Source organism: Bacteroides pyogenes DSM 20611 = JCM 6294 (genome assembly GCF_000428105.1).
GTDB lineage: Bacteria > Bacteroidota > Bacteroidia > Bacteroidales > Bacteroidaceae > Bacteroides > Bacteroides pyogenes.
This window is the reverse complement of sequence record NZ_ATZH01000011.1, coordinates 44,163-61,897: the sequence shown is the minus strand read 5'-3', so window position 1 is coordinate 61,897 and position 17,735 is coordinate 44,163. Positions and strand designations below refer to the sequence as shown.

The window sequence follows — 17,735 nt, the reverse complement described above, 5'->3', positions numbered from 1 at the left end:
GATGAGATATAAGATTCGCTTTATATTACCGATGCTTGGTATATTGCTGCTACTGAGCGGTTGCTCTGATGAGAGCGTGGATAATCTGTTGAAGAAAATAGTGAAAGCCCCACCTTCTTCGATAGAGCGCGATGTGAAAGGACACGAACAAATTTATTCGGTGCAGCTCATCCTGAGGTTGGCCCGCAAGTCCGACTATAAACTGACCAACGGTGATCATACGTATGTCGCTTATGCAAACAGTGAAAAAGCGACTCCCATCCCTCTTGTTCAGGAGATAACGCTGTCAAAAGACGATAACGGGAAAATGGTGATTACGTCTGACAGAAAAGTGTTCGACGTCGTCAAATCGGAGAAGTTCCACTATGGTCTTGAGTTGAAATATTATGACGTTAACGGCATGCTCATCAACTATCAGTTTTCAAGTTATTATCCCGATGATGAAGACAATTCCACCTTGTTGGTGCACCAGCATTTTTTCACCATACAGAATTACTCCTTAGATGGCCGGCAACTGATTTACCCCATGTCGTTGGACAGCATTTATTACAACAATTATACCTTCAGCGAGAATGGAGACGGGAAAAGAGTTCCGGCATCCAAAATTTCGGCATCGAACATTTATGCCCTCAATGACGACAATCGAACCGATAAAGTGAGATATAGCGGCGGCTTGGCCGAGAAATCCGTCGAAAACTCCATGAAACCCGCAGCAATGAAACCGTATGAAGACCCCGCCACGGGCAAGACGTTCAATCTCTATCAAGCCGTCAACAATTTCAGTCTGAACGAGAAAGTGCCGGAGATTTTCAGTTACGAGTATCGTGACACCGACCCCGTCGAAGAGGAATTGGGAAAAGAATTGACCGATTACGACGATATGAACCGGCTTCGCTCCGGCAGCGAGGTGATACGCCTCAGAGAAAAAAGGTCGCTGGACGACGGAGCGCCCCTCGACGCTTTGGGATTCAAAGGCATACTCCGGTTCAAGAAAACCGATATGACATTCCAAATGCGAATATGTATCTGCCATATTCTGAACAGAGTCTCTATTCCCGCCAACGACAACCGATTGGGGAAATACGGCAACACCGCTGACGGAAATTACAACGGTGGAGTGTACAAGTATAATGCGCTTCAAGCCGTATGGAACAGCTTCGATATTGATTACCCCGTAGCTTTCAGGGTGATAGCCGACCTTGATGGAGACCACGAACAATGCAAGGCCGATATCCGGCGCTTCTATCCCAAAGCCGACGACACGGCCATGCAAGAGATGTTTTGGGGAGACGGGAATTTCTTTAACCGTATTCCCTGGATAAGAATATAAATTGTTGGATTTTCTAAATATACTGAAATGAAAAGAATTATTAAAACAATCGTACTGACTTTCAGTGTCGCGGCATTATGCTCATCGTGCGACAAGTTCATATTCGGCAACATTGAAGTCGATTACAAAGACAATGCCCTGACACGGAAAAAGATGCCGCAAACGGCAGCCGACCTCTACAAAGCCCCCATTGTCACCGAGCAGGGATTGGCCAATCCGGACCCCGACGGAGCGTTGAAAGACTGGGCCACGTGCCTTGTCATGTTCAAGGAAGGGCATCCGCACGGAGGAGGAAAGTTTCATGGCAATTTGGTTTACGACAAAGCCCCTTGGAGGCAGGAGGAGTTCGTGGTCATCCACAACACATCGAAAGGAATTAAAGTAGAGGTGGATACCACAAGCACGGCGACCTATCAGGAAAAGGTTGCCGGGAAAAAAGGGCCCGAATACATCCGCATCATTGGAGGCTCTACCAAACTCTGGGGGGTGTGCCTGTTCTTCTACGACCGCAACGGGCAACCCATCAACGACCGTATATTGGAACAGTCCGAGCGTTATCAGGTATTCTTCTCCATCAGCGATGTAGACGATAAGGGAAAGCCGTTTACCGTGAAAGATGTCCGTTACCGAGGAAAGGAGGAACCGGACATGATTGAATCAAAGTTCTTCAAAGACAAGAAGACCTTTGAGCAATTAAGAGAAGCCACCCGGTCGCTCTTCGCATATACCTACCGCGATACGTGGACTTCCGATGACATGGGCGACGGCACGCGCGAGTTATTCAATCAAAAGTTGCTTCCCCCGTTCGAGCGTTTCAAAACCGAAGGCGCCATGGTGCCATACGATCAAGATTGGGTAGGGCTGAAAGGACATATGAAGTTCGACATAGAAGTAGATCCCCTATACACCGACTGGCCCGTTCCACTCAAGAACGGAGCGACCTACATAAGGACACGCAACCTGCTTCCCTATTTTTATCTGGCCGTCAGGCTCATGAAGTGCGATAAAGGCCAAAAAGCAATCACCCCTATGCCTCATGATGAAAGCGGTGCGCCTTTGGGAGGCGGGAAATATACATGCGCTCCCTATGATGCGCCCCATCCCGGGTCGAACTGGAAAGAGATGATACGCTTCAACATCCCCATCAAGGTATACGCAAGCACATTCGACACCGACCCCACCCGGCCCGACCCCAACGAACCGTATTATGTTCACTTGGGAAGAGAAATAGGATTAACCCCGGAAGAAGCCTATGAAGCCACCCGCAATATGACCATTCATGGAAGCGGAGCATTCGGCTCATGGTTCTTGTAGAAAGAAACGGATGGCTGAACAAGCAACATACTTAAATTAATAAACCTTTTTTTATAACCAAAACAATTAAAAAACAAATGAAGAATTTATTGAAAAGCGGGCTATTGCTCGCAACAATCGGTTTAACCGTATTTACAAGTTGCCGCAGAGACGGCGACGAGATTGTGCCGACGTCTAAAACGGAAATAGATCATCTCCTGATACAGGAAGTGTATTACACCGGTACTTATTATACCAGAACCGATGGTGAAAAAGAATATGACATACCTTATAATGAGGATAAATATATCAAGATTTACAATCCCACATCGGAGACGGTCTATCTGGACAACTATGCCCTGGCCGTACATGTGTTCAGTCCCAGCAACCGGATAGATCTCAGAGACGAGTTCAACTTCATGAAAACCCACTTCGGAGTAGCTACTATGGTTCTGTTTGGGGGTAACGGAACGCAGCATCCTCTGCGCCCCGGCAAGTCAGTGCTCGTCGCCCAAAAGGCAATCGACCATAAAGCAGAGAAAGAAAGGGAATTGAAGGAAGATGGAGAAGATCTCCAAACTTACAAAGGGCTCGACCATCTTTTGGATTTAAGCAAGGCCGACTTCCAATGGGCGACGAAAGACGAAAACGAAGAGCCTATCGTCGACAAAGAAAATGTGATGCAGTTAACCTATTCAAACGGAACGTGGGCGCCAGATGAAGATATGCAAGACTTCGACATAAAGACAAGTTTCGTCGTGACCCTGCTCAAACTGGGCGATAAGCCGGAAAACATAAAAAAGACATTTCAGGAAGAAGAAAAGCAAGCAGGCGATGAGAAAGCCGCCAATAAATATTATAAAAACGTTGCTTACAAAAATGCCGGACATCACAACGCATACCAACCCGTGCTGACCATCCCCTATGATTGGGTAGAAGATGCGGTGACCGTTTGTCCTAACAGTGAATTCCAATGGCCATTAGTCACCCAAAAAATAGATAAAGGACATAAAGGGGTACAGGAAAAAGCGTCAAGTGGTAAAAAAGGTAGTAACGTTGATAAAGATGCTGCCGGCAAGGCTTTGAAAAGAAAACACGACGGCAACAAATACGTGGACGACAATAACTCTACCTCCGACTTTGAGGTTGTAGAAGCCTCTGCGTCCCTCTCCAAGGAATAAAACCGGAGCCCGTATGCGCAAACTTCACTGAAAAAGCAAACTTGTTCTTTTAAAGTGCAATAATAATCACAAAGCCCGTTTCGAGAACCGATGCAAGCGTTCTCGAAACGGGCTTTGTGGCTTGAACATAGTTTGAATGACGGTCTCGCCGTTTATCTTCCGCACAACAACCTTGAGAAATCGTAAGCCCATCATATGCTGCCAAGGAGAGTTGCAGGATAAAACGGCGGAAAGAAGTACAAGGTCAGCCGTTTTCCGCATGGATGGAAGGCTGTTCTTCCATATGGTTGCACGACACAATCGTCTCTTTCGTCTTTTCTCCGGACTTTCTGTGATTTCTCCTCTGTGTCATCCAGCCTTCTTCACAAAGCCGAATGCCGTTTACACCCTGTACGATGGTTACGTTCGGATCGTCGATAATGTTGGTCACACTCATATTCTTACGTTTTTAGTTGATTATTCTGAAGTCTGTTTCCGCGCTATGGAGACCGGTGCAAGTCGTTCTCTCGTGATGAAAGATTGTTATTGTATCGTGATGATAACTGTCCTTGTGTCGTGACGGTACTTGCCGTTGTAGTATAATGAAGTGGGTGGCGATGGCGAAAAGTATCTGAGAGGTTTGTTCATGACAATTCTTTTATTAAATAAAGTCGAAAACAAAGGTACGCCCTTCACGGCAAGGATGCAATACCTCAAAATAGTGATTTTACTGTAAGTATATCCTTTTAAAGGATAAAATATTTCTTTCCGACCTTTACTTATGCTACCTTTGCAGTCAATAATTTTATGGAAATGTTTGAAACGATAAATCCGAATCGGACTTATATGCTCCTATTTGTGTTGTGCTTGGTCGTGGTAAAATACGGGGTATTGGCTTTTGTATTAGGCAAAAAGGTGGAGAGCCCTTCCAACAGCGAAAAGACAGACACGCTGTTTACCGTCAGTGTGTTGGCACTCGTGTATCACTCTTGTTCGCTCTCATGCACATGATGTCGGGTTTCTCTGTTTCAGGACTGCTGACCTATACGGGAGCTTCGGTAGTGGTCGGGGTGCTTTACAAACTCATCGGCGGGCTGCTGTTCAGCGCCATTATGCACGTAACGGTCAATTCGCTTACGGTTGTGTTCATATATCATGTCGATAAGTTGCAAAAGCGATACGGAGAAAAAGGAGAGACATAATCCTTTATACCGCTGGCACATTTTTCAATTGCTGTCCGTGTCTCCGGCGTTTTCCCGGGAGAAAGCCTCCGTTTCTCCTTCCAGAACAGCCTGCAGGGAATCGTTGTCCATCAGGAACAAAGCCGGATATTCCTCCAGAATGCGGTCTACCATAGCCAGTTCGTACGCATAGCATTCCTGCATGCGCAAATAAGAGGCGCATAGCGCATGTAGGCTTACCCCCTCCGAGTTTTCATCGATTTCAGACTCCAGCAGCTGCTTCAGGCGGGCATTGAACAGATGGGCCTTTTTCAGGTCGCGTTTGCGCCAGAGGAATATTTGCATGAGATAATAAACTTGGAGCTTGGCGTAGAGAATCGACAACTCCGTGCGTATGTTCGCAATATGGGATAAAAGAGCATCCATGATTTTGAGTTTTAGGATATCGGGCGGCTTTCACCACATCCCGATGCAGGAAGTGGCGATAAGGCAGGCAAGCTACGGATCAGCCCTGTTTCTTCCAACGTACAGTACGAACCGGCCACACGCCCGTCCGGATTCACTAATACAAGGGTCGGTATAAATGCCACACCGTAAACCTCGAAGTCGGGACTGCGGAAACCACGGGAATCATGCAATTTCGTAGCCCAAGGCAATGAGGCGGCACGGGAAGAGAATGTATGTTCGTCTTCGTCCGAAGCGATGGAAATCACACGAATGCCTATTCCTTTAAGGGTGGCATAGAATCCGCACAAGTCCCGCAGAACGGATTCGCAGCCGGGACAATCCGTCTCATAAAACAGCAACAACGTGGACCCCGCCGAGACCGATGGGGCGGTGCGAGACAAACAGGGAGCCTTCTTCCCCACAAGCAGCAGGCGGGTGAGCAGACGGCGGGCAATGTCACCCGGATGGGCAGGGTCGGCATCGATGCCCATGCATGCGGCGGCGGTAACTGCTGCCGCATCGTTCATGCCATGCTCCGACAAGCATTCCGCCACAGGGCGCAACATCTCTTCCGCACACCGCCGCCTGCCTGCGCCGATCAGCCGGGCGGCAAGGCGTTTCATATCGGTGCAGAAACGTTCGGAAGCAAGAGTGGTTGCCACCTCGGGTTTCTCCGCTTTCATCACTGCGTCGTATAAGATGTACGAATCTGCCCATACACGCATGTAGTCGTCTCTGTGTGGAAAGGCGAGGAGCGTGTCGGGCGGGAGTGTGTCCGTTATGTAATGCTGTTCACGGCGGAGGGCAGGCGTGTCGTCTGTCACAAGAGCATGTAGCAGTTGTATGTAACGGTTTTCTATTTCCGTTTCTTCTTCTTTTTTACTCCGGCATCCGCAGAGGGCGGACAAGAGAAATATAGCGAGGAAAGCATGTAGTTTGTTCATAGGTTCTTTTAAGTTTGACCGGTGCCCCTTTTAAATTTGCTCTGTGGTGTTGCCGGAAATTCCCTTGTTTTCCTTTACCTCTCCGGAAATTCCGGCATCGGGAGTGTGAGTACACAACATGTTATGAGGCAAAAGGAGAGGAGAGGAAAGTTCCGGGCAACACCGCAGCTGTTTCACAGATTTCACGGATGAAAACGTCTTGCAGGATTCTGTACCCTGCAAGCCCGCCTTTTATGCGCCCGGGTCGGGAGCCTCGCCGTGTCCGCCGGAACCTCCTCCCGGCGAGGAACTGCCGCCTCCGGTTCCGGGCTTTTTCTTCGACGGTTTTCCCTGCCACTCGGCAAAGCTGATGTCACTCACCAGTGCCCGGGTGTATCCCGTCCCGAGGTCCTTCCGTTCACGCGCGGGAGTAAAGCGCACGCGTATCCCTTTGAAAAGGTCTGCGTTCACGTCCTCGGCACGGTCTACCGTTTTGCCTACCACCCCTGCATAGCGGAACGAACCCAGCCCGTCAAGGCTTACGCTTCGTCCTTCGGACATGATTTGCGACATCACTTCCGGCAACGCGCGGACAACGGCGTGCACGTCCGCCGGCGATAAAGTACTCTCGCGCGCAATGCGGCGCGCCACTTCCTGCGTGTCGGCAGGCTTGCCCACAGTCACTAACTGCGGGTAGTGCTTGACGGGTTTACCCGCCAGATGCGATTTCTGTTTTTTAAAGAATAACATATCAATAATTATTACTATTAAGTGAAACATAAAACTTCATCTTCACTCTCTCCGTTGGAACATGCCCCACAGCCCCTTGCAGAGCCGTTTTGCCAAGGTGCCTACCTCGGCATGGTCGAAGTGCCTACCTTGACACCCTCGAGGTGCCTACCTCGACACCCCCGAAGTGCCTATCTCGGCACTCTCGAAGTTCGTACCTCGGCAAATCCGGTTTCCGGTACCTGCATTCACACCTTTCAGATGTAAAATATTATAATCATCATTTTCTCTTCTTTAAGCTCTCATTCTCTTTCCCGCAGTGGACGCACTGAAAATCTTTCCAATCGGCCTATATAATACTACCTCAGAGTTCGAACTCGAGGTTCCATCTCCTCGAAAGGGGGCGGGCCCATCCTGCGGAAATACCTCTGTCTCATGCAGTCCTCTCATACCGGTAACGGTGCCCGAAAACACCTCCGGCATTATACAGGGAAAAGATATCGTGCAGCCGAAGCAACAACCGCCTGCATAAGCTTCTCTCATCCAGTAGCGGATGTCCGGAGCAAGGGTGAGGTCTTTCAGCTTGGCATCTCCCCAAGGGTTGAATGGGTTATATTGTACGGGGAGATGGGCAGACCATCGCATCGAAAAAAATATGGAATCTTCTATGTCTTGCTTGCCAGTTGACAACCCCGTTAAATTAGTATGTACCAAATCGAATTGTGCCATGGAGAATTTAGGAAAAAGCAGGCACAGTAGGAATACAAGTAGGAAAAATTTTTTTTTATTCATAAGATTCAACCTTTGGAGCAGGAGAAATTCCGCTCGTTACCTATACTTATGTCTATGTTGCTGAAAGTTTCCGTTACTTGGTAGGTAACGGAAACAGTTGGAAAAGCTTTTATGAAAAGTTTTTAAGAAGGTTTGCTCACAAAAAAAGGATATAATATTTCCGTTTTGCAACTTGAATGTGTTTTTCTGTACTCCATATTAAGGGATATGGATGGCTCTGTTATACTCTTTTTTTTAGGGTTATAGAAAGTCATATAATATATTTTTTATGTTTTACGAAAAAAAAAGAAAAAATTTTATGATAATCAAAGTAAATGCTTATTTTTGCAGCATTGAAATGGATTCCGTTACCTACCAAGTAACAATAGCTTTTAATCGTTTTTTTTCAAAATATCAGATTTTTTTTATACGATTCAGGCTCTTATTTTTCGCTCTCCCTGCATTATATATGAAATAATCCCCCGGTTCATCCTATTTATCTCTTCATCCCTGAATTCTTGGAAATATGTTTCCGTCACTTTAAGGGATGAATGCCCCATGGCATTGCAGATCAACGTTTTGTCGTAGTGGCAAAAGTTCGCGATGGTAGCCCAACTGTGGCGGGCGCAGTATGTGCTTAGATTCACTCCCAGTTCCAAATGCCGGGAAAGTTGTTTGAGTCTTTTGTTGAATGTTCTGAGGGCACTTTGATATCGGTGGTATTCCATACCTTTGGCTGTGCCTGACAGGGAGAACAAGCGCTCGCTTCCGGCAGCCCCGCCGGCATGCTTATCGATGATCTCCATGGCTTCGGGACCGGCTTCTATACGTAGAGAACGACCTGTCTTGTGGCGTCGGTACCGCAAGACATTTCCTTGGAGGTTGTTTCTTTGTAGGAAAAACAAATCTACGAAACAAAGCCCCCTGAGCATGAAAAGCAATACAAACAGGGAACGTGCGTCTTCCAGCTCCGGAGGCAATTCACGGTCCGGTTTCATAATTCGGCGCATCATTTCCACTGATAGGGCACGGCTCTTTCCACGTTCTACTCCGGTATGCACCTTATTGAACAAGAATGGAATATAGGGAGCCATTCCTTTTTGTACGGCTCGGTTGTAGGTAGCCCGTAGCATGCGTATGTATGTGGATATGGTGTTGGAACCGGCTCCCCGACTCAAAAGATAATTTTGAAAGGCATTCAGCCAACAGGTGGTAACGTTTGTAAGAGGGATTTCTTTGCGTCCTCCTTCAAACTCGATGATGCGTCTCAACGTGCTCCGATACACATGTGCGGTGCCGTAGCGTCCTTCTGCATGCAAATGGGATATAAGTTCATGCATAAAACCAATCAAATCGTTTCTTCTCTGTTTCTTTTTCATTGTTTTTTAATGTTGATAATTATTGTTTCTTTCTCTCTCTTTGTTTTACTTGTCATCTTTGTTTTGATAGGTTTTGGATGATGTATGAATAATTATATACAAATATAATATATTTTTGATTACATAATGGATAATATTATATTGAAGACTAATAATTATAGTATATAAGTTTTAGAATATAGAATTTAATTTTATGCGTATGTGTGTGCTAATAATCATTTCAAAATCCTAAGAAATGAGGATTGCGTACAAGGCGGTCAACCTTTAATTTTGCGGGAAATTTGATGAGTATATGATGAAACAGTTTATTTGTTCCGCTCTTTTTTTACTGCCTTCCGGGCTTTCTGCCACCGACCTCGATACCGTAGCTGTTAAGAAGATTGCTTTGGAAGAAGTGACGGTGGTAGGTTTTAAACAAGATAAGTTGAACCGTTCGCCGCTATCGGTTTCTTCCATCAACGGCCGCTTTCTGAGGGAGAATGAGGTGCGGGGAATCAAAGAGTTGAGTGCCATGCTTCCCAACTTTTACATGCCTGATTACGGTTCCAAGCAAGGTTCGCCCATTTACATCCGCGGCGTAGGATCGCGACGCGGTGCCCCTTCGGTAGGATTGTACATAGACGGAGTGCCTCATTTCGAGAATTCGGCTTTCGATGTCGATATGTCGGACATCAGTACGGTGGAAGTGCTTCGCGGCCCGCAGGGAACGCTATACGGACGCAACACGATAGGCGGAATCATCAACGTTTACACGCGCTCTCCGCTCGACTACCGGAACACTCGGTTCAAAGTCGGATACGGCAGCCGCAATGATGTGCTGTTGATGGCTTCTTCGTATGCCAGACTGAACGACCGGCTGGGATTTTCGGTTACGGGGAATTACCACCGCAACGACGGCGTCTTTACCAATCTGTATACAGGAAAGAAAGCGGACAAGGCAGACGACGTGAGCCTTCGCACGGGAGTGGTATGGAAGCCTGCGGACAAATGGACGGCACGGCTCAGCGCCGCTTACGATTATACCGATCAAGGAGGTTTCCCGTACGGCGCTTACGACGTGAAGACCGAAAAACTCTCTTCGGTGAACTACGACAGTGTCAGCAGTTACCGACGGAATCTGCTGGCTTCGGGCTTGAACTTCCGCTATGAAGGAGAGAAATTCAGCTTCAACAGCCAGACGGCTTACCAGTACATCGACGGGAAATTGGGGGTTGATCAGGATTTTACGCCGGAATCTTTATACTTTGCCGATACCCGCCTGAAGCAGAATATGTACAGTCAGGAGTTTACGTTCAAATCGAACAATGAAAGCCGTTATCGCTGGATAGCCGGACTCTTTGCCTTCTATCAAAAGGTGGATAACCGGGTGGAGGTCAGCTTTCTGGCGCAGGGATACAGTACGCCTAAATACTACGATATTCCCACCACCGGCATTGCTTTCTACCATCAGTCCACGTATGACATCTACGCAGGCCTCTCGGCTTCGGTGGGAGTGCGCTACGATTACGAGCATGCTTCGGATCATTACGCAGCCTACAAGCATCCGTTCGGAGGAGAACGGAAAGAAACACAGCGGGTAGACAGCAAGCTTCATTTCAGCCAGCTCACTCCCAAGTTTTCGTTGCAATACATTTTTCCAGCCTCCGGCATGGCGTATGCAAGCGTTTCGAAGGGGTACAAGGCAGGCGGGTTCAACGTCACGTTCACGCAGGACGATGAATTTACTTTCAAACCGGAATATAACTGGAATTACGAGATCGGAGCGAAGACCTCCTTGTTCGACAACAGGCTTACCGCCGAGGCAGCCATCTTCTATGTCGACTGGAGAGACCAGCAGTACGATCAGCGGATACCGCGGGGGAATGTCACCCGAAATGCCGGGCATTCCGATAGCAAAGGCTTTGAATGCTCGCTGCAAGGACAGCCGTTGCGGAACTTTGCCGTGCAGGTGAATTATGGTTATACCTACGCCCGTTTCCTTTCCTATCAGCAGAATATGGAAGATGCGAAGACCGATTATTCGGGCAACTTCCTTCCTTTGGTTCCGAGACATACGTTGTCCGTCAATGCCTCCTATACCTTATATAATATAGGACGGATATTCGACCGTTTGTCTTTCAATGCCAATTTTACGGGAGCCGGGCCGCTCTACTGGAACGAGACGAACGATGTTCGGCAAGACTTCTATGGCCTGCTGAATGCCAAGGTCAGCGCATCCAAAGGACGCTTTACTTGCGAGCTATGGGGCAAGAATCTGACGGATACTTTCTATCTGAGTTATTATACACGGCTCAGGGCGGGAGGCTATGCGCAGGGAGGCAAGCCTCGCAGTGCAGGCGTATCGCTCATTGTCGATCTGTAAACAAGGCGCCAATGAGAATGAATCTGACTGCCATGTGCCATTCGCGGGAGAAAGTATTCGGTCTGGGTACTTTCTTCTGCCTGTATATTGCCCAAGCCATCCCGATGAGCTTTTTCTCCACCGCCATACAGGTGATGATGCGTCAGGCGGATTACTCGCTTTCGTCCATCGCGATGCTGCAAATTATCAAGCTGCCGTGGATATTGAAGTTCGTATGGTCGCCGGTGGTCGACCGTCAATGTATTACGGTCGGCGATTACAAGAAATTTATCATTGCTTCCGAAATCGTATATGCCGTGCTGATCCTGTTGGCAGGCCTGCTTCATCTCGAATCCGACTTCTATTTTATTCTGCTGCTTGTCTTTCTTTCCCTCGTGGCCTCCGCCACTCAGGATATAGCGACCGATGCGCTGGCTGTGCTTTCTTTCAGCAAACAGGATAAAAGCATGGTCAACAGCATGCAGTCGATGGGCAGTTTCGGCGGAACGCTCATCGGGGGAGGAGTGTTGCTGCTCGTGTTGCAGCATTACGGATGGAATGTCGTGCTTCCCTGCCTGAGCATATTTGTCCTTATCGCCGTCATCCCCTTGTTGTTGAACAAGAAGATACGCATAGCGCCCAAAGAACTTTCGCGCAGAGCGCGGCTTATCGATTTCATATGGTTCTTTGCCCGCCGCAGCATCTGGCCGCAGATCGGATTTCTTGTGCTCTACTATTCGAGTCTTATCGGCATACTTTCGGTCCTTCGTCCCTATCTGGTGGATCTGGGCTATTCGATGAAAGAGATCGGAGTGCTGAGCGGTGTGTTGGGCACGGCGGCGGCTTTTGTCGTTTCTTTTCTCGCCGGTCTGGCGGTTCGCCGCATCGGTCGGCACAAAGCCCGCTTTCTTTTTGCCGTATTCACGCTTGCCGTTACCGTCTACTTCTGGAGCTTGTCGTGGTTTCATCCGTCTACGGCAGCCATCTGCGTCGGCATTGTTTTGCTGTGGAGCGCCTACGGGATGGCAAGCATCGTAGTCTATACCACTTCGATGGATTGTGTGCGTCCGGGATGTGAGGGGACCGACTTCACCATTCAGACCGTGCTGACCCATTTAAGCGGAATATTGGTCGCCTTGCTGAGCGGCGCGATAGCCGATCGCCTCGGATACCAAGGTTTGTTTTCGGTTGAAGTGGCGCTTGCTCTTGTATCTTTGTTGTATATCCGTTATTTCTTCCGTACCGACTCTTATCAAAAATCAATCGAATGAACTCAAGCATCATAGAAAAATACAATATCCCGGTCCCGAGGTATACGAGTTATCCTCCCGCCAACTACTTCGAATCCTATTCCGGCAGGAAGTATGCGGATGCCGTCAAGCTGTCGAACACAGCCGAAAACAATCATGTTTCGTTTTATCTTCACATTCCTTTCTGCCGTCATCTGTGCCATTATTGCGGATGCAACTCTTTCCCGATGGCTCGTCCCGAGAAAGTGGAAGAATATGTGAAGGCTCTTCACAAAGAGATCGACCTGCTGATTCCGTTGCTCGACAAGAACAGGCTGGTTTCTCAGATTCATTACGGAGGAGGAAGCCCGACTGCTTTGCCGATACCGTTGATTCGTGAACTGAACGAGCATTTGTTGTCCGGATTCCGTACCATCGAACGTCCCGAAATAGCCATCGAATGTCACCCGGGATACTTGAACCGGGAAGATTGGCGGGAACTTACGCGTTGCGGATTCAATCGATACAGCATAGGCGTGCAGGACTTTAACCAGGCGGTATTGAAAACAGTCAACCGGCGTCCTTCTTTGCTGCCGATGGAAGAAATCTTTTCGCTGATTCGTGAAACGGGTGCGCGCATCAACCTCGACCTTCTTTACGGTTTGCCCGGACAAACGGCGGATTCTTTCTCACGTACTGTCTCCAAAGCCATCGGGCTGGCTCCCGACCGTTTGGTCACTTTCAGCTATGCGCACGTTCCCTGGGTGAACAGACGGCAGCTTATTCTCGAGAAGGCGGGACTTCCCGCCAGCGAGGAGAAGAGCCGTATCTTTACGCAGGCAGCTTCGTTGTTGCACGATGCGGGGTACTGCTCCATCGGTATGGATCATTTCGTTCGTCCCGACGATGAACTCCGGGAAGCTTTGGACAATCACCGGCTTCACCGCAATTTTCAGGGATATTGTACCCGCCGGACGACGGCACAGGTGTACGCCTTCGGGGTTACCGGCATCAGCCAGTTGGATACGGCTTATGCGCAAAACACGAAAGACATCGGCAGGTATATCGATTCGATGAACCGGAATGAATTTGCCGTCGTCAAAGGATATACGTTGAACCGCGAGGAGCAGATAACCCGCGAGGTGATCGAAAGCCTGATGTGCAACTACCGGATCGATTGGAACGAGCTTGCCGGACGTTTGCACCTTTCTGCCGATGAGGTGAAAGGCGCCACCGCTTACGATGAAGATACGCTTTCGGGATTTGCCGCCGACGGATTGATCGAGTTTGACGAGCGGCAACTGGCAATGACCGTTTCCGGTTCTCCGTTCGTGCGCAACGTAGCCGCTTCGCTCGATAAGCTGATGCTGCATTCTACCCGGTCTTTCTCCAAACCCATTTAATTCTCTGTCAAGTTATGAATGATATACATACATCTTCGATACGTCGTCGTGAAATTGTGGTAATCGGAGCCGGGCTGACCGGCCTGACCGTCGCTTACGAACTCGTACGTAAAAACAAGGACGTGGAGGTACTCGAGCAGCAAGACCGCATTGGCGGACAGATACGGACGTATACCGAAAACGGGTTTACGTTCGAGAGCGGGCCGAACACGGGGGTAATCTCTTGTCCCGAAGTAGCCGAACTGTTCGAAAGCCTGTCGCCTGAATGCCGGCTGGAGACGGCTTGTGAAGATTCCAAAAGGAGGTTGATCTGGAAGAAAGGAAAGTTCCGCCCGTTGCCTTCAGGGCTTCTGTCGGCTGTTTGCACGCCTTTGTTCAGTTTCAAAGACAAGTTCCGGATATTGGGCGAGCCGTTTCGTCCGAAAGGAACCGATCCCGACGAACCGGTCGGGCTGCTTGCCCGTCGCCGTCTGGGAAACTCTTTTCTGCATTATGCCGTCGATCCGTTTTTATCGGGCGTATATGCGGGAGATCCCATGAGGCTGGTCACCCGTTATGCCCTTCCGAAACTGTACAATCTGGAGCAGAATCACGGAAGTTTCATACGGGGAGCGATAGCCAAAGCCAAAGTGCCCAAGACGGAGCGCGACAAGTTGGCTACGAAGAAAGTGTTTTCGGCGCGGGGAGGATTCGGCCATTTGGTTCAGGCGTTGGGGCGTGCGATTGGAAACGACCGGATAACCTTGTCTGTGAAAGGGGTGACGGTAGAGCCTGCCGCGCAAGGTTGGAGAGTCTCTTTTCTGTCGGCTGCCGGAGAGAAGCAGTGCATCGATTGCGAGAAAGTGGTGACTACCGTCGGAGCGTACGCGTTGCCGCAGATTCTGCCGTTCGTGGAAAAAGAAGACATGGACAAGATTGCCGCCCTTCATTATGCGCCCATCATGCAAATTGCTGTCGGTCTGCATGACACAGGCGGAAAGAAGCATTCGGCTTTCGGTGGACTTGTTCCTTCGTGCGAGAAGAAAGATGTGTTGGGCATATTGTTTCCTTCTTCTTGCTTTGACGGCCGCGCTCCTGAAGGAGGCATGCTGTTTTCTTATTTTGTGGGAGGGGTGAGACATCCGGAATATCTGGATAAAACCGATGAGGAGATCGAGCAGATGGTAAGGGAGACGCTGCATTCCATGCTCGGTTATCCCGAAGATGTTCGGCCCGATCTTGTGCGCATCTTCCGTCACCGCCGGGCCATCCCGCAATACGATGTCGGCAGTGGCGTCCGTTTCGAAACCATCGATAAGTTGCAACGTGCTTATCCGGGACTTGTATTGGCGGGAAATATCAAAGGAGGAATCGGTATGGCCGACCGCATTCGCCAAGCCGTGAGCGTAGCCGCCGGATTGTCTTGATGTGCTTCAAGCATACGCTTCCCCGCTCTGGCGCGGCATGGCGCATCGTCTCCGAATTGTCTCAATACCCCATGTTGGTTCCCTGCCGCACCTCGAGCCGGACGCCGAAATGCCCGTTCGCCGACTTGAGCTCGAAAGCTCCCTGAAATTTGTTCCTTTCCCAGGGAAGCGCGTTGCGGTCGGGCACTCTCCATCCTTTGGAATTATAATTCCCGTACGTGTTTATCCGCATGCCGTTCTTTAGTTTGAAACTCCCCATTTGCAGATAGTCGGACGACGGGGAGAAGCTGCCGTATCTTCCTGTCAGCCCGGAAGAAAAAGGAGAAAATGCGCTGCTGAATCCTTGTGTATAGCTGGCATCGTTATTCAGAAAAAACAGTTTGTTGTAGTCTTTCGTAAAATTCGAAGGCATCTCCTGCATTTGTTTGGGGAGGGTAGGAGGAAGCACGCTCATCAATCCCATATCCAGCAGAAAGCCTCCGAACTCTTTGATGTTTGCCGAAGGAGAACGGCGCAGGGTATCGGAAGGAATTTCCGTTTGTGCGGAAACATACACCGCCGGACATAACAAGATAAAGAATAGAATCAGCTTTTTCATCCCGGTAAAGATTGGTTTCACGCAAAGGTAGAAATTTTATGCGATAAACTTTGCTTCCTGATCAGCGGGTTGACAAGTTTTATCGACCTTTGCCGGTTTTTCAGATTTCCCCGCCTTTCGAATCAGCCCGCTTGCAAATAAAACGGAGAGAGGGCAACGGGAGGTGCCGGTTTGCGGGAGAAAGAGATAATGCCGTCGCTTTATGAAGAAGTAAACGAGCGTCAACTTATAATAAAAATAAGTATTAACTGAGTCAACCGACTTTAAAAATAAGCCGTAAAGCGATCAACTAAAAACATTAAACCACATGTGCTTTATGAAGAAGTAAATGGAAGAAAAGTTTCCCCGGCGGGAAACAAAAGTTTCATGCTGATGAAACAAAAGTTTCCCCAGTGGGAAACAAAAGTTTCATCGGCATGAAACAAATGAAACATCACGATGATTGTTCCGGTTTGCGTGTCCGGTCAGATGATGTATTGCGAACTGATGGATTCGTTGTTTACCACTCTTTTAATCGTTTCGGCAAACATATCGGCGATGCTCAGCTGTTTTACTTTCGCACATTTCTTGGAATAAGGAATACTGTCGGTGAAAACCATTTCAGACAAGCCCGATTCCTGTACGCGGAATGAAGCAGGGTCGGACATTACACAGTGGCTGGCAATGGCGCGCACGGATTTGGCTCCGGCTTCCAGCATGATGTTCGCCGCTTTTGTAATTGTTCCGGCAGTATCTACGATATCGTCTACCAAAACCACATTCTTGTTTTCCACATCGCCGATAATCTGCATGGAAGCCACCTCATTGGCTTTTTCGCGCGATTTGTTGCAAAGCACCAGGGGAACTCCCAGATATTTGGAGAATGTGCTGGCACGCTTCGAACCTCCCACGTCGGGCGTGGCAATCACCAAATCTTCCAGTTCCAGCGATTCGATGTACGGCAGGAATACGGCCGAAGCGTAAAGGTGATCGACCGGAATATTGAAGAACCCTTGAATCTGGTCTGCGTGCAAATCCATCGTGATCAAGCGGTCGATTCCCGCTACCGAAAGCAGATCGGCCACCAGTTTCGCGCCGATAGATACGCGTGGTTTGTCTTTTCTGTCCTGACGGGCCCATCCGAAGTACGGGATGACTGCTATGACGCTTTTGGCGGATGCCCGCTTGGCGGCGTCGATCATCAGGAGAAGTTCCATTAAGTTGTCGGAATTGGGGAAAGTGGATTGAACAAGAAATACGTGTGCTCCGCGAATAGATTCTTCGTAAGATACCGCAAATTCGCCGTCGGCGAAATGGGTGATGTTCATTTTTCCCAAAGGACAATTAAGGCTTGCGCAGATTTTTTCTGCCAGATATCTCGAGTTTGTTCCCGAAAATATCATAAAAGGTTCTTTTTCGCTCATTGTATAATGGTTGTTACCTGTTTGTTAATTTCATTGCAAAGGTAGGAATTTCTATTATCATTTTGAAAGACTTGTTGTAGAAAAAAACGATTTCTCTCCAACTTATCGGAAATATTTGTAGATTTGCTCTTTGAAAATAGAC

General features: G+C 48.6%; 17 protein-coding genes. 9 read left to right on the top strand and 8 right to left on the bottom strand.

Annotated elements, in window-relative coordinates:
• Nucleotide 1: 1 nt before the first annotated feature.
• The 3 genes from C234_RS0103305 to C234_RS0103295 all read left to right on the top strand — a co-directional run bounded on the left by C234_RS0103305 (nucleotide 2) and on the right by C234_RS0103295 (nucleotide 3,804).
• On the top strand, nucleotides 2–1,330 hold the full coding sequence (locus C234_RS0103305) for a hypothetical protein (RefSeq protein ID WP_027324603.1): 1,329 nt from the start codon (nucleotides 2–4) through the stop codon (nucleotides 1,328–1,330).
• A gap of 27 nt (nucleotides 1,331–1,357) precedes the next feature.
• Complete coding sequence (locus tag C234_RS0103300) at nucleotides 1,358–2,644, top strand: hypothetical protein (protein ID WP_027324602.1); 1,287 nt, start codon at nucleotides 1,358–1,360, stop codon at nucleotides 2,642–2,644.
• A gap of 77 nt (nucleotides 2,645–2,721) precedes the next feature.
• Nucleotides 2,722–3,804 carry a DUF4876 domain-containing protein gene (locus C234_RS0103295; protein WP_027324601.1) on the top strand — a complete coding sequence of 361 codons (1,083 nt, stop codon included), beginning with the start codon at nucleotides 2,722–2,724 and terminating at the stop codon, nucleotides 3,802–3,804.
• 244 nt (nucleotides 3,805–4,048) lie between these two features.
• Here C234_RS0103295 and C234_RS15770 read toward each other — a convergent pair whose 3' ends face one another.
• Nucleotides 4,049–4,240 (bottom strand): hypothetical protein, encoded by a 192-nt coding sequence (locus C234_RS15770; protein WP_034537287.1) that lies wholly within the window; start codon nucleotides 4,238–4,240, stop codon nucleotides 4,049–4,051.
• Between the two features lie 356 nt (nucleotides 4,241–4,596).
• On the opposite strand from C234_RS15770, the gene C234_RS0103285 reads away from it, so the two are divergent.
• Both C234_RS0103285 and C234_RS0103280 read left to right on the top strand, forming a co-directional pair.
• Nucleotides 4,597–4,794 (top strand): hypothetical protein, encoded by a 198-nt coding sequence (locus tag C234_RS0103285; protein WP_152532481.1) that lies wholly within the window; start codon nucleotides 4,597–4,599, stop codon nucleotides 4,792–4,794.
• Nucleotides 4,791–4,985 (top strand): hypothetical protein, encoded by a 195-nt coding sequence (locus C234_RS0103280; protein ID WP_158330244.1) that lies wholly within the window; start codon nucleotides 4,791–4,793, stop codon nucleotides 4,983–4,985. The genes C234_RS0103285 and C234_RS0103280 overlap by 4 nt, the downstream gene beginning before the upstream one ends.
• A gap of 24 nt (nucleotides 4,986–5,009) precedes the next feature.
• Here C234_RS0103280 and C234_RS0103275 read toward each other — a convergent pair whose 3' ends face one another.
• From C234_RS0103275 to C234_RS0103250, 5 genes are all read right to left on the bottom strand, one after another.
• Nucleotides 5,010–5,390 (bottom strand): hypothetical protein, encoded by a 381-nt coding sequence (locus C234_RS0103275; protein WP_154656390.1) that lies wholly within the window; start codon nucleotides 5,388–5,390, stop codon nucleotides 5,010–5,012.
• An 11-nt stretch (nucleotides 5,391–5,401) separates the two neighbouring features.
• Nucleotides 5,402–6,355, bottom strand: coding sequence for a peroxiredoxin family protein (locus C234_RS0103270; protein WP_027324597.1), 954 nt, complete (start codon nucleotides 6,353–6,355; stop codon nucleotides 5,402–5,404).
• 231 nt (nucleotides 6,356–6,586) lie between these two features.
• Nucleotides 6,587–7,084 (bottom strand): HU family DNA-binding protein, encoded by a 498-nt coding sequence (locus C234_RS0103260; RefSeq protein WP_027324596.1) that lies wholly within the window; start codon nucleotides 7,082–7,084, stop codon nucleotides 6,587–6,589.
• 273 nt (nucleotides 7,085–7,357) lie between these two features.
• A complete protein-coding gene (locus C234_RS15765; RefSeq protein WP_051290137.1) occupies nucleotides 7,358–7,855 on the bottom strand; it encodes a DUF3575 domain-containing protein in 498 nt (165 codons plus the stop codon).
• A gap of 413 nt (nucleotides 7,856–8,268) precedes the next feature.
• Complete coding sequence (locus tag C234_RS0103250) at nucleotides 8,269–9,213, bottom strand: tyrosine-type recombinase/integrase (RefSeq protein ID WP_027324595.1); 945 nt, start codon at nucleotides 9,211–9,213, stop codon at nucleotides 8,269–8,271.
• A gap of 295 nt (nucleotides 9,214–9,508) precedes the next feature.
• Here C234_RS0103250 and C234_RS0103245 point away from each other — a divergent pair, with 295 nt between their 5' ends.
• From C234_RS0103245 to hemG, 4 genes are read left to right on the top strand one after another with little or no spacing between them, the layout of a single operon-like run.
• Nucleotides 9,509–11,575, top strand: a complete 2,067-nt coding sequence (locus C234_RS0103245) for a TonB-dependent receptor (protein ID WP_081688106.1) — start codon at nucleotides 9,509–9,511, stop codon at nucleotides 11,573–11,575.
• Nucleotides 11,576–11,586: 11 nt separating this feature from the next.
• The gene (locus C234_RS0103240) at nucleotides 11,587–12,825 is read left to right on the top strand and encodes an MFS transporter (protein WP_051290136.1); all 1,239 of its coding nucleotides are present in this window, start codon (nucleotides 11,587–11,589) and stop codon (nucleotides 12,823–12,825) included.
• Complete coding sequence (gene hemN / locus C234_RS0103235; RefSeq protein WP_027324592.1) at nucleotides 12,822–14,186, top strand: oxygen-independent coproporphyrinogen III oxidase; 1,365 nt, start codon at nucleotides 12,822–12,824, stop codon at nucleotides 14,184–14,186. The genes C234_RS0103240 and hemN overlap by 4 nt, the downstream gene beginning before the upstream one ends.
• A 14-nt stretch (nucleotides 14,187–14,200) precedes the next feature.
• Nucleotides 14,201–15,592, top strand: coding sequence for a protoporphyrinogen oxidase (gene hemG / locus C234_RS0103230; protein ID WP_027324591.1), 1,392 nt, complete (start codon nucleotides 14,201–14,203; stop codon nucleotides 15,590–15,592).
• 61 nt (nucleotides 15,593–15,653) lie between these two features.
• Here the strand turns inward: hemG and C234_RS0103225 are convergent, their stop codons facing one another.
• Nucleotides 15,654–16,190, bottom strand: coding sequence for a hypothetical protein (locus C234_RS0103225; RefSeq protein ID WP_027324590.1), 537 nt, complete (start codon nucleotides 16,188–16,190; stop codon nucleotides 15,654–15,656).
• Nucleotides 16,191–16,654: 464 nt separating this feature from the next.
• Nucleotides 16,655–17,593 (bottom strand): ribose-phosphate pyrophosphokinase, encoded by a 939-nt coding sequence (locus tag C234_RS0103220; protein ID WP_027324589.1) that lies wholly within the window; start codon nucleotides 17,591–17,593, stop codon nucleotides 16,655–16,657.
• Nucleotides 17,594–17,735 lie beyond the last annotated feature (142 nt).

Bases quoted from the DNA above. Each gene is read 5' to 3' on its own strand.
- C234_RS0103305 (WP_027324603.1), top strand. From the start codon at position 2: ATGAGATATAAGATTCGCTTTATATTACCGATGCTTGGTATATTGCTG.
- C234_RS0103300 (WP_027324602.1), top strand. From the start codon at position 1,358: ATGAAAAGAATTATTAAAACAATCGTACTGACTTTCAGTGTCGCGGCA.
- C234_RS0103295 (WP_027324601.1), top strand. From the start codon at position 2,722: ATGAAGAATTTATTGAAAAGCGGGCTATTGCTCGCAACAATCGGTTTA.
- C234_RS15770 (WP_034537287.1), bottom strand. From the start codon at position 4,240: ATGAGTGTGACCAACATTATCGACGATCCGAACGTAACCATCGTACAG.
- C234_RS0103285 (WP_152532481.1), top strand. From the start codon at position 4,597: ATGTTTGAAACGATAAATCCGAATCGGACTTATATGCTCCTATTTGTG.
- C234_RS0103280 (WP_158330244.1), top strand. From the start codon at position 4,791: ATGATGTCGGGTTTCTCTGTTTCAGGACTGCTGACCTATACGGGAGCT.
- C234_RS0103275 (WP_154656390.1), bottom strand. From the start codon at position 5,390: ATGGATGCTCTTTTATCCCATATTGCGAACATACGCACGGAGTTGTCG.
- C234_RS0103270 (WP_027324597.1), bottom strand. From the start codon at position 6,355: ATGAACAAACTACATGCTTTCCTCGCTATATTTCTCTTGTCCGCCCTC.
- C234_RS0103260 (WP_027324596.1), bottom strand. From the start codon at position 7,084: ATGTTATTCTTTAAAAAACAGAAATCGCATCTGGCGGGTAAACCCGTC.
- C234_RS15765 (WP_051290137.1), bottom strand. From the start codon at position 7,855: ATGAATAAAAAAAAATTTTTCCTACTTGTATTCCTACTGTGCCTGCTT.
- C234_RS0103250 (WP_027324595.1), bottom strand. From the start codon at position 9,213: ATGAAAAAGAAACAGAGAAGAAACGATTTGATTGGTTTTATGCATGAA.
- C234_RS0103245 (WP_081688106.1), top strand. From the start codon at position 9,509: ATGAAACAGTTTATTTGTTCCGCTCTTTTTTTACTGCCTTCCGGGCTT.
- C234_RS0103240 (WP_051290136.1), top strand. From the start codon at position 11,587: ATGAGAATGAATCTGACTGCCATGTGCCATTCGCGGGAGAAAGTATTC.
- hemN (WP_027324592.1), top strand. From the start codon at position 12,822: ATGAACTCAAGCATCATAGAAAAATACAATATCCCGGTCCCGAGGTAT.
- hemG (WP_027324591.1), top strand. From the start codon at position 14,201: ATGAATGATATACATACATCTTCGATACGTCGTCGTGAAATTGTGGTA.
- C234_RS0103225 (WP_027324590.1), bottom strand. From the start codon at position 16,190: ATGAAAAAGCTGATTCTATTCTTTATCTTGTTATGTCCGGCGGTGTAT.
- C234_RS0103220 (WP_027324589.1), bottom strand. From the start codon at position 17,593: ATGAGCGAAAAAGAACCTTTTATGATATTTTCGGGAACAAACTCGAGA.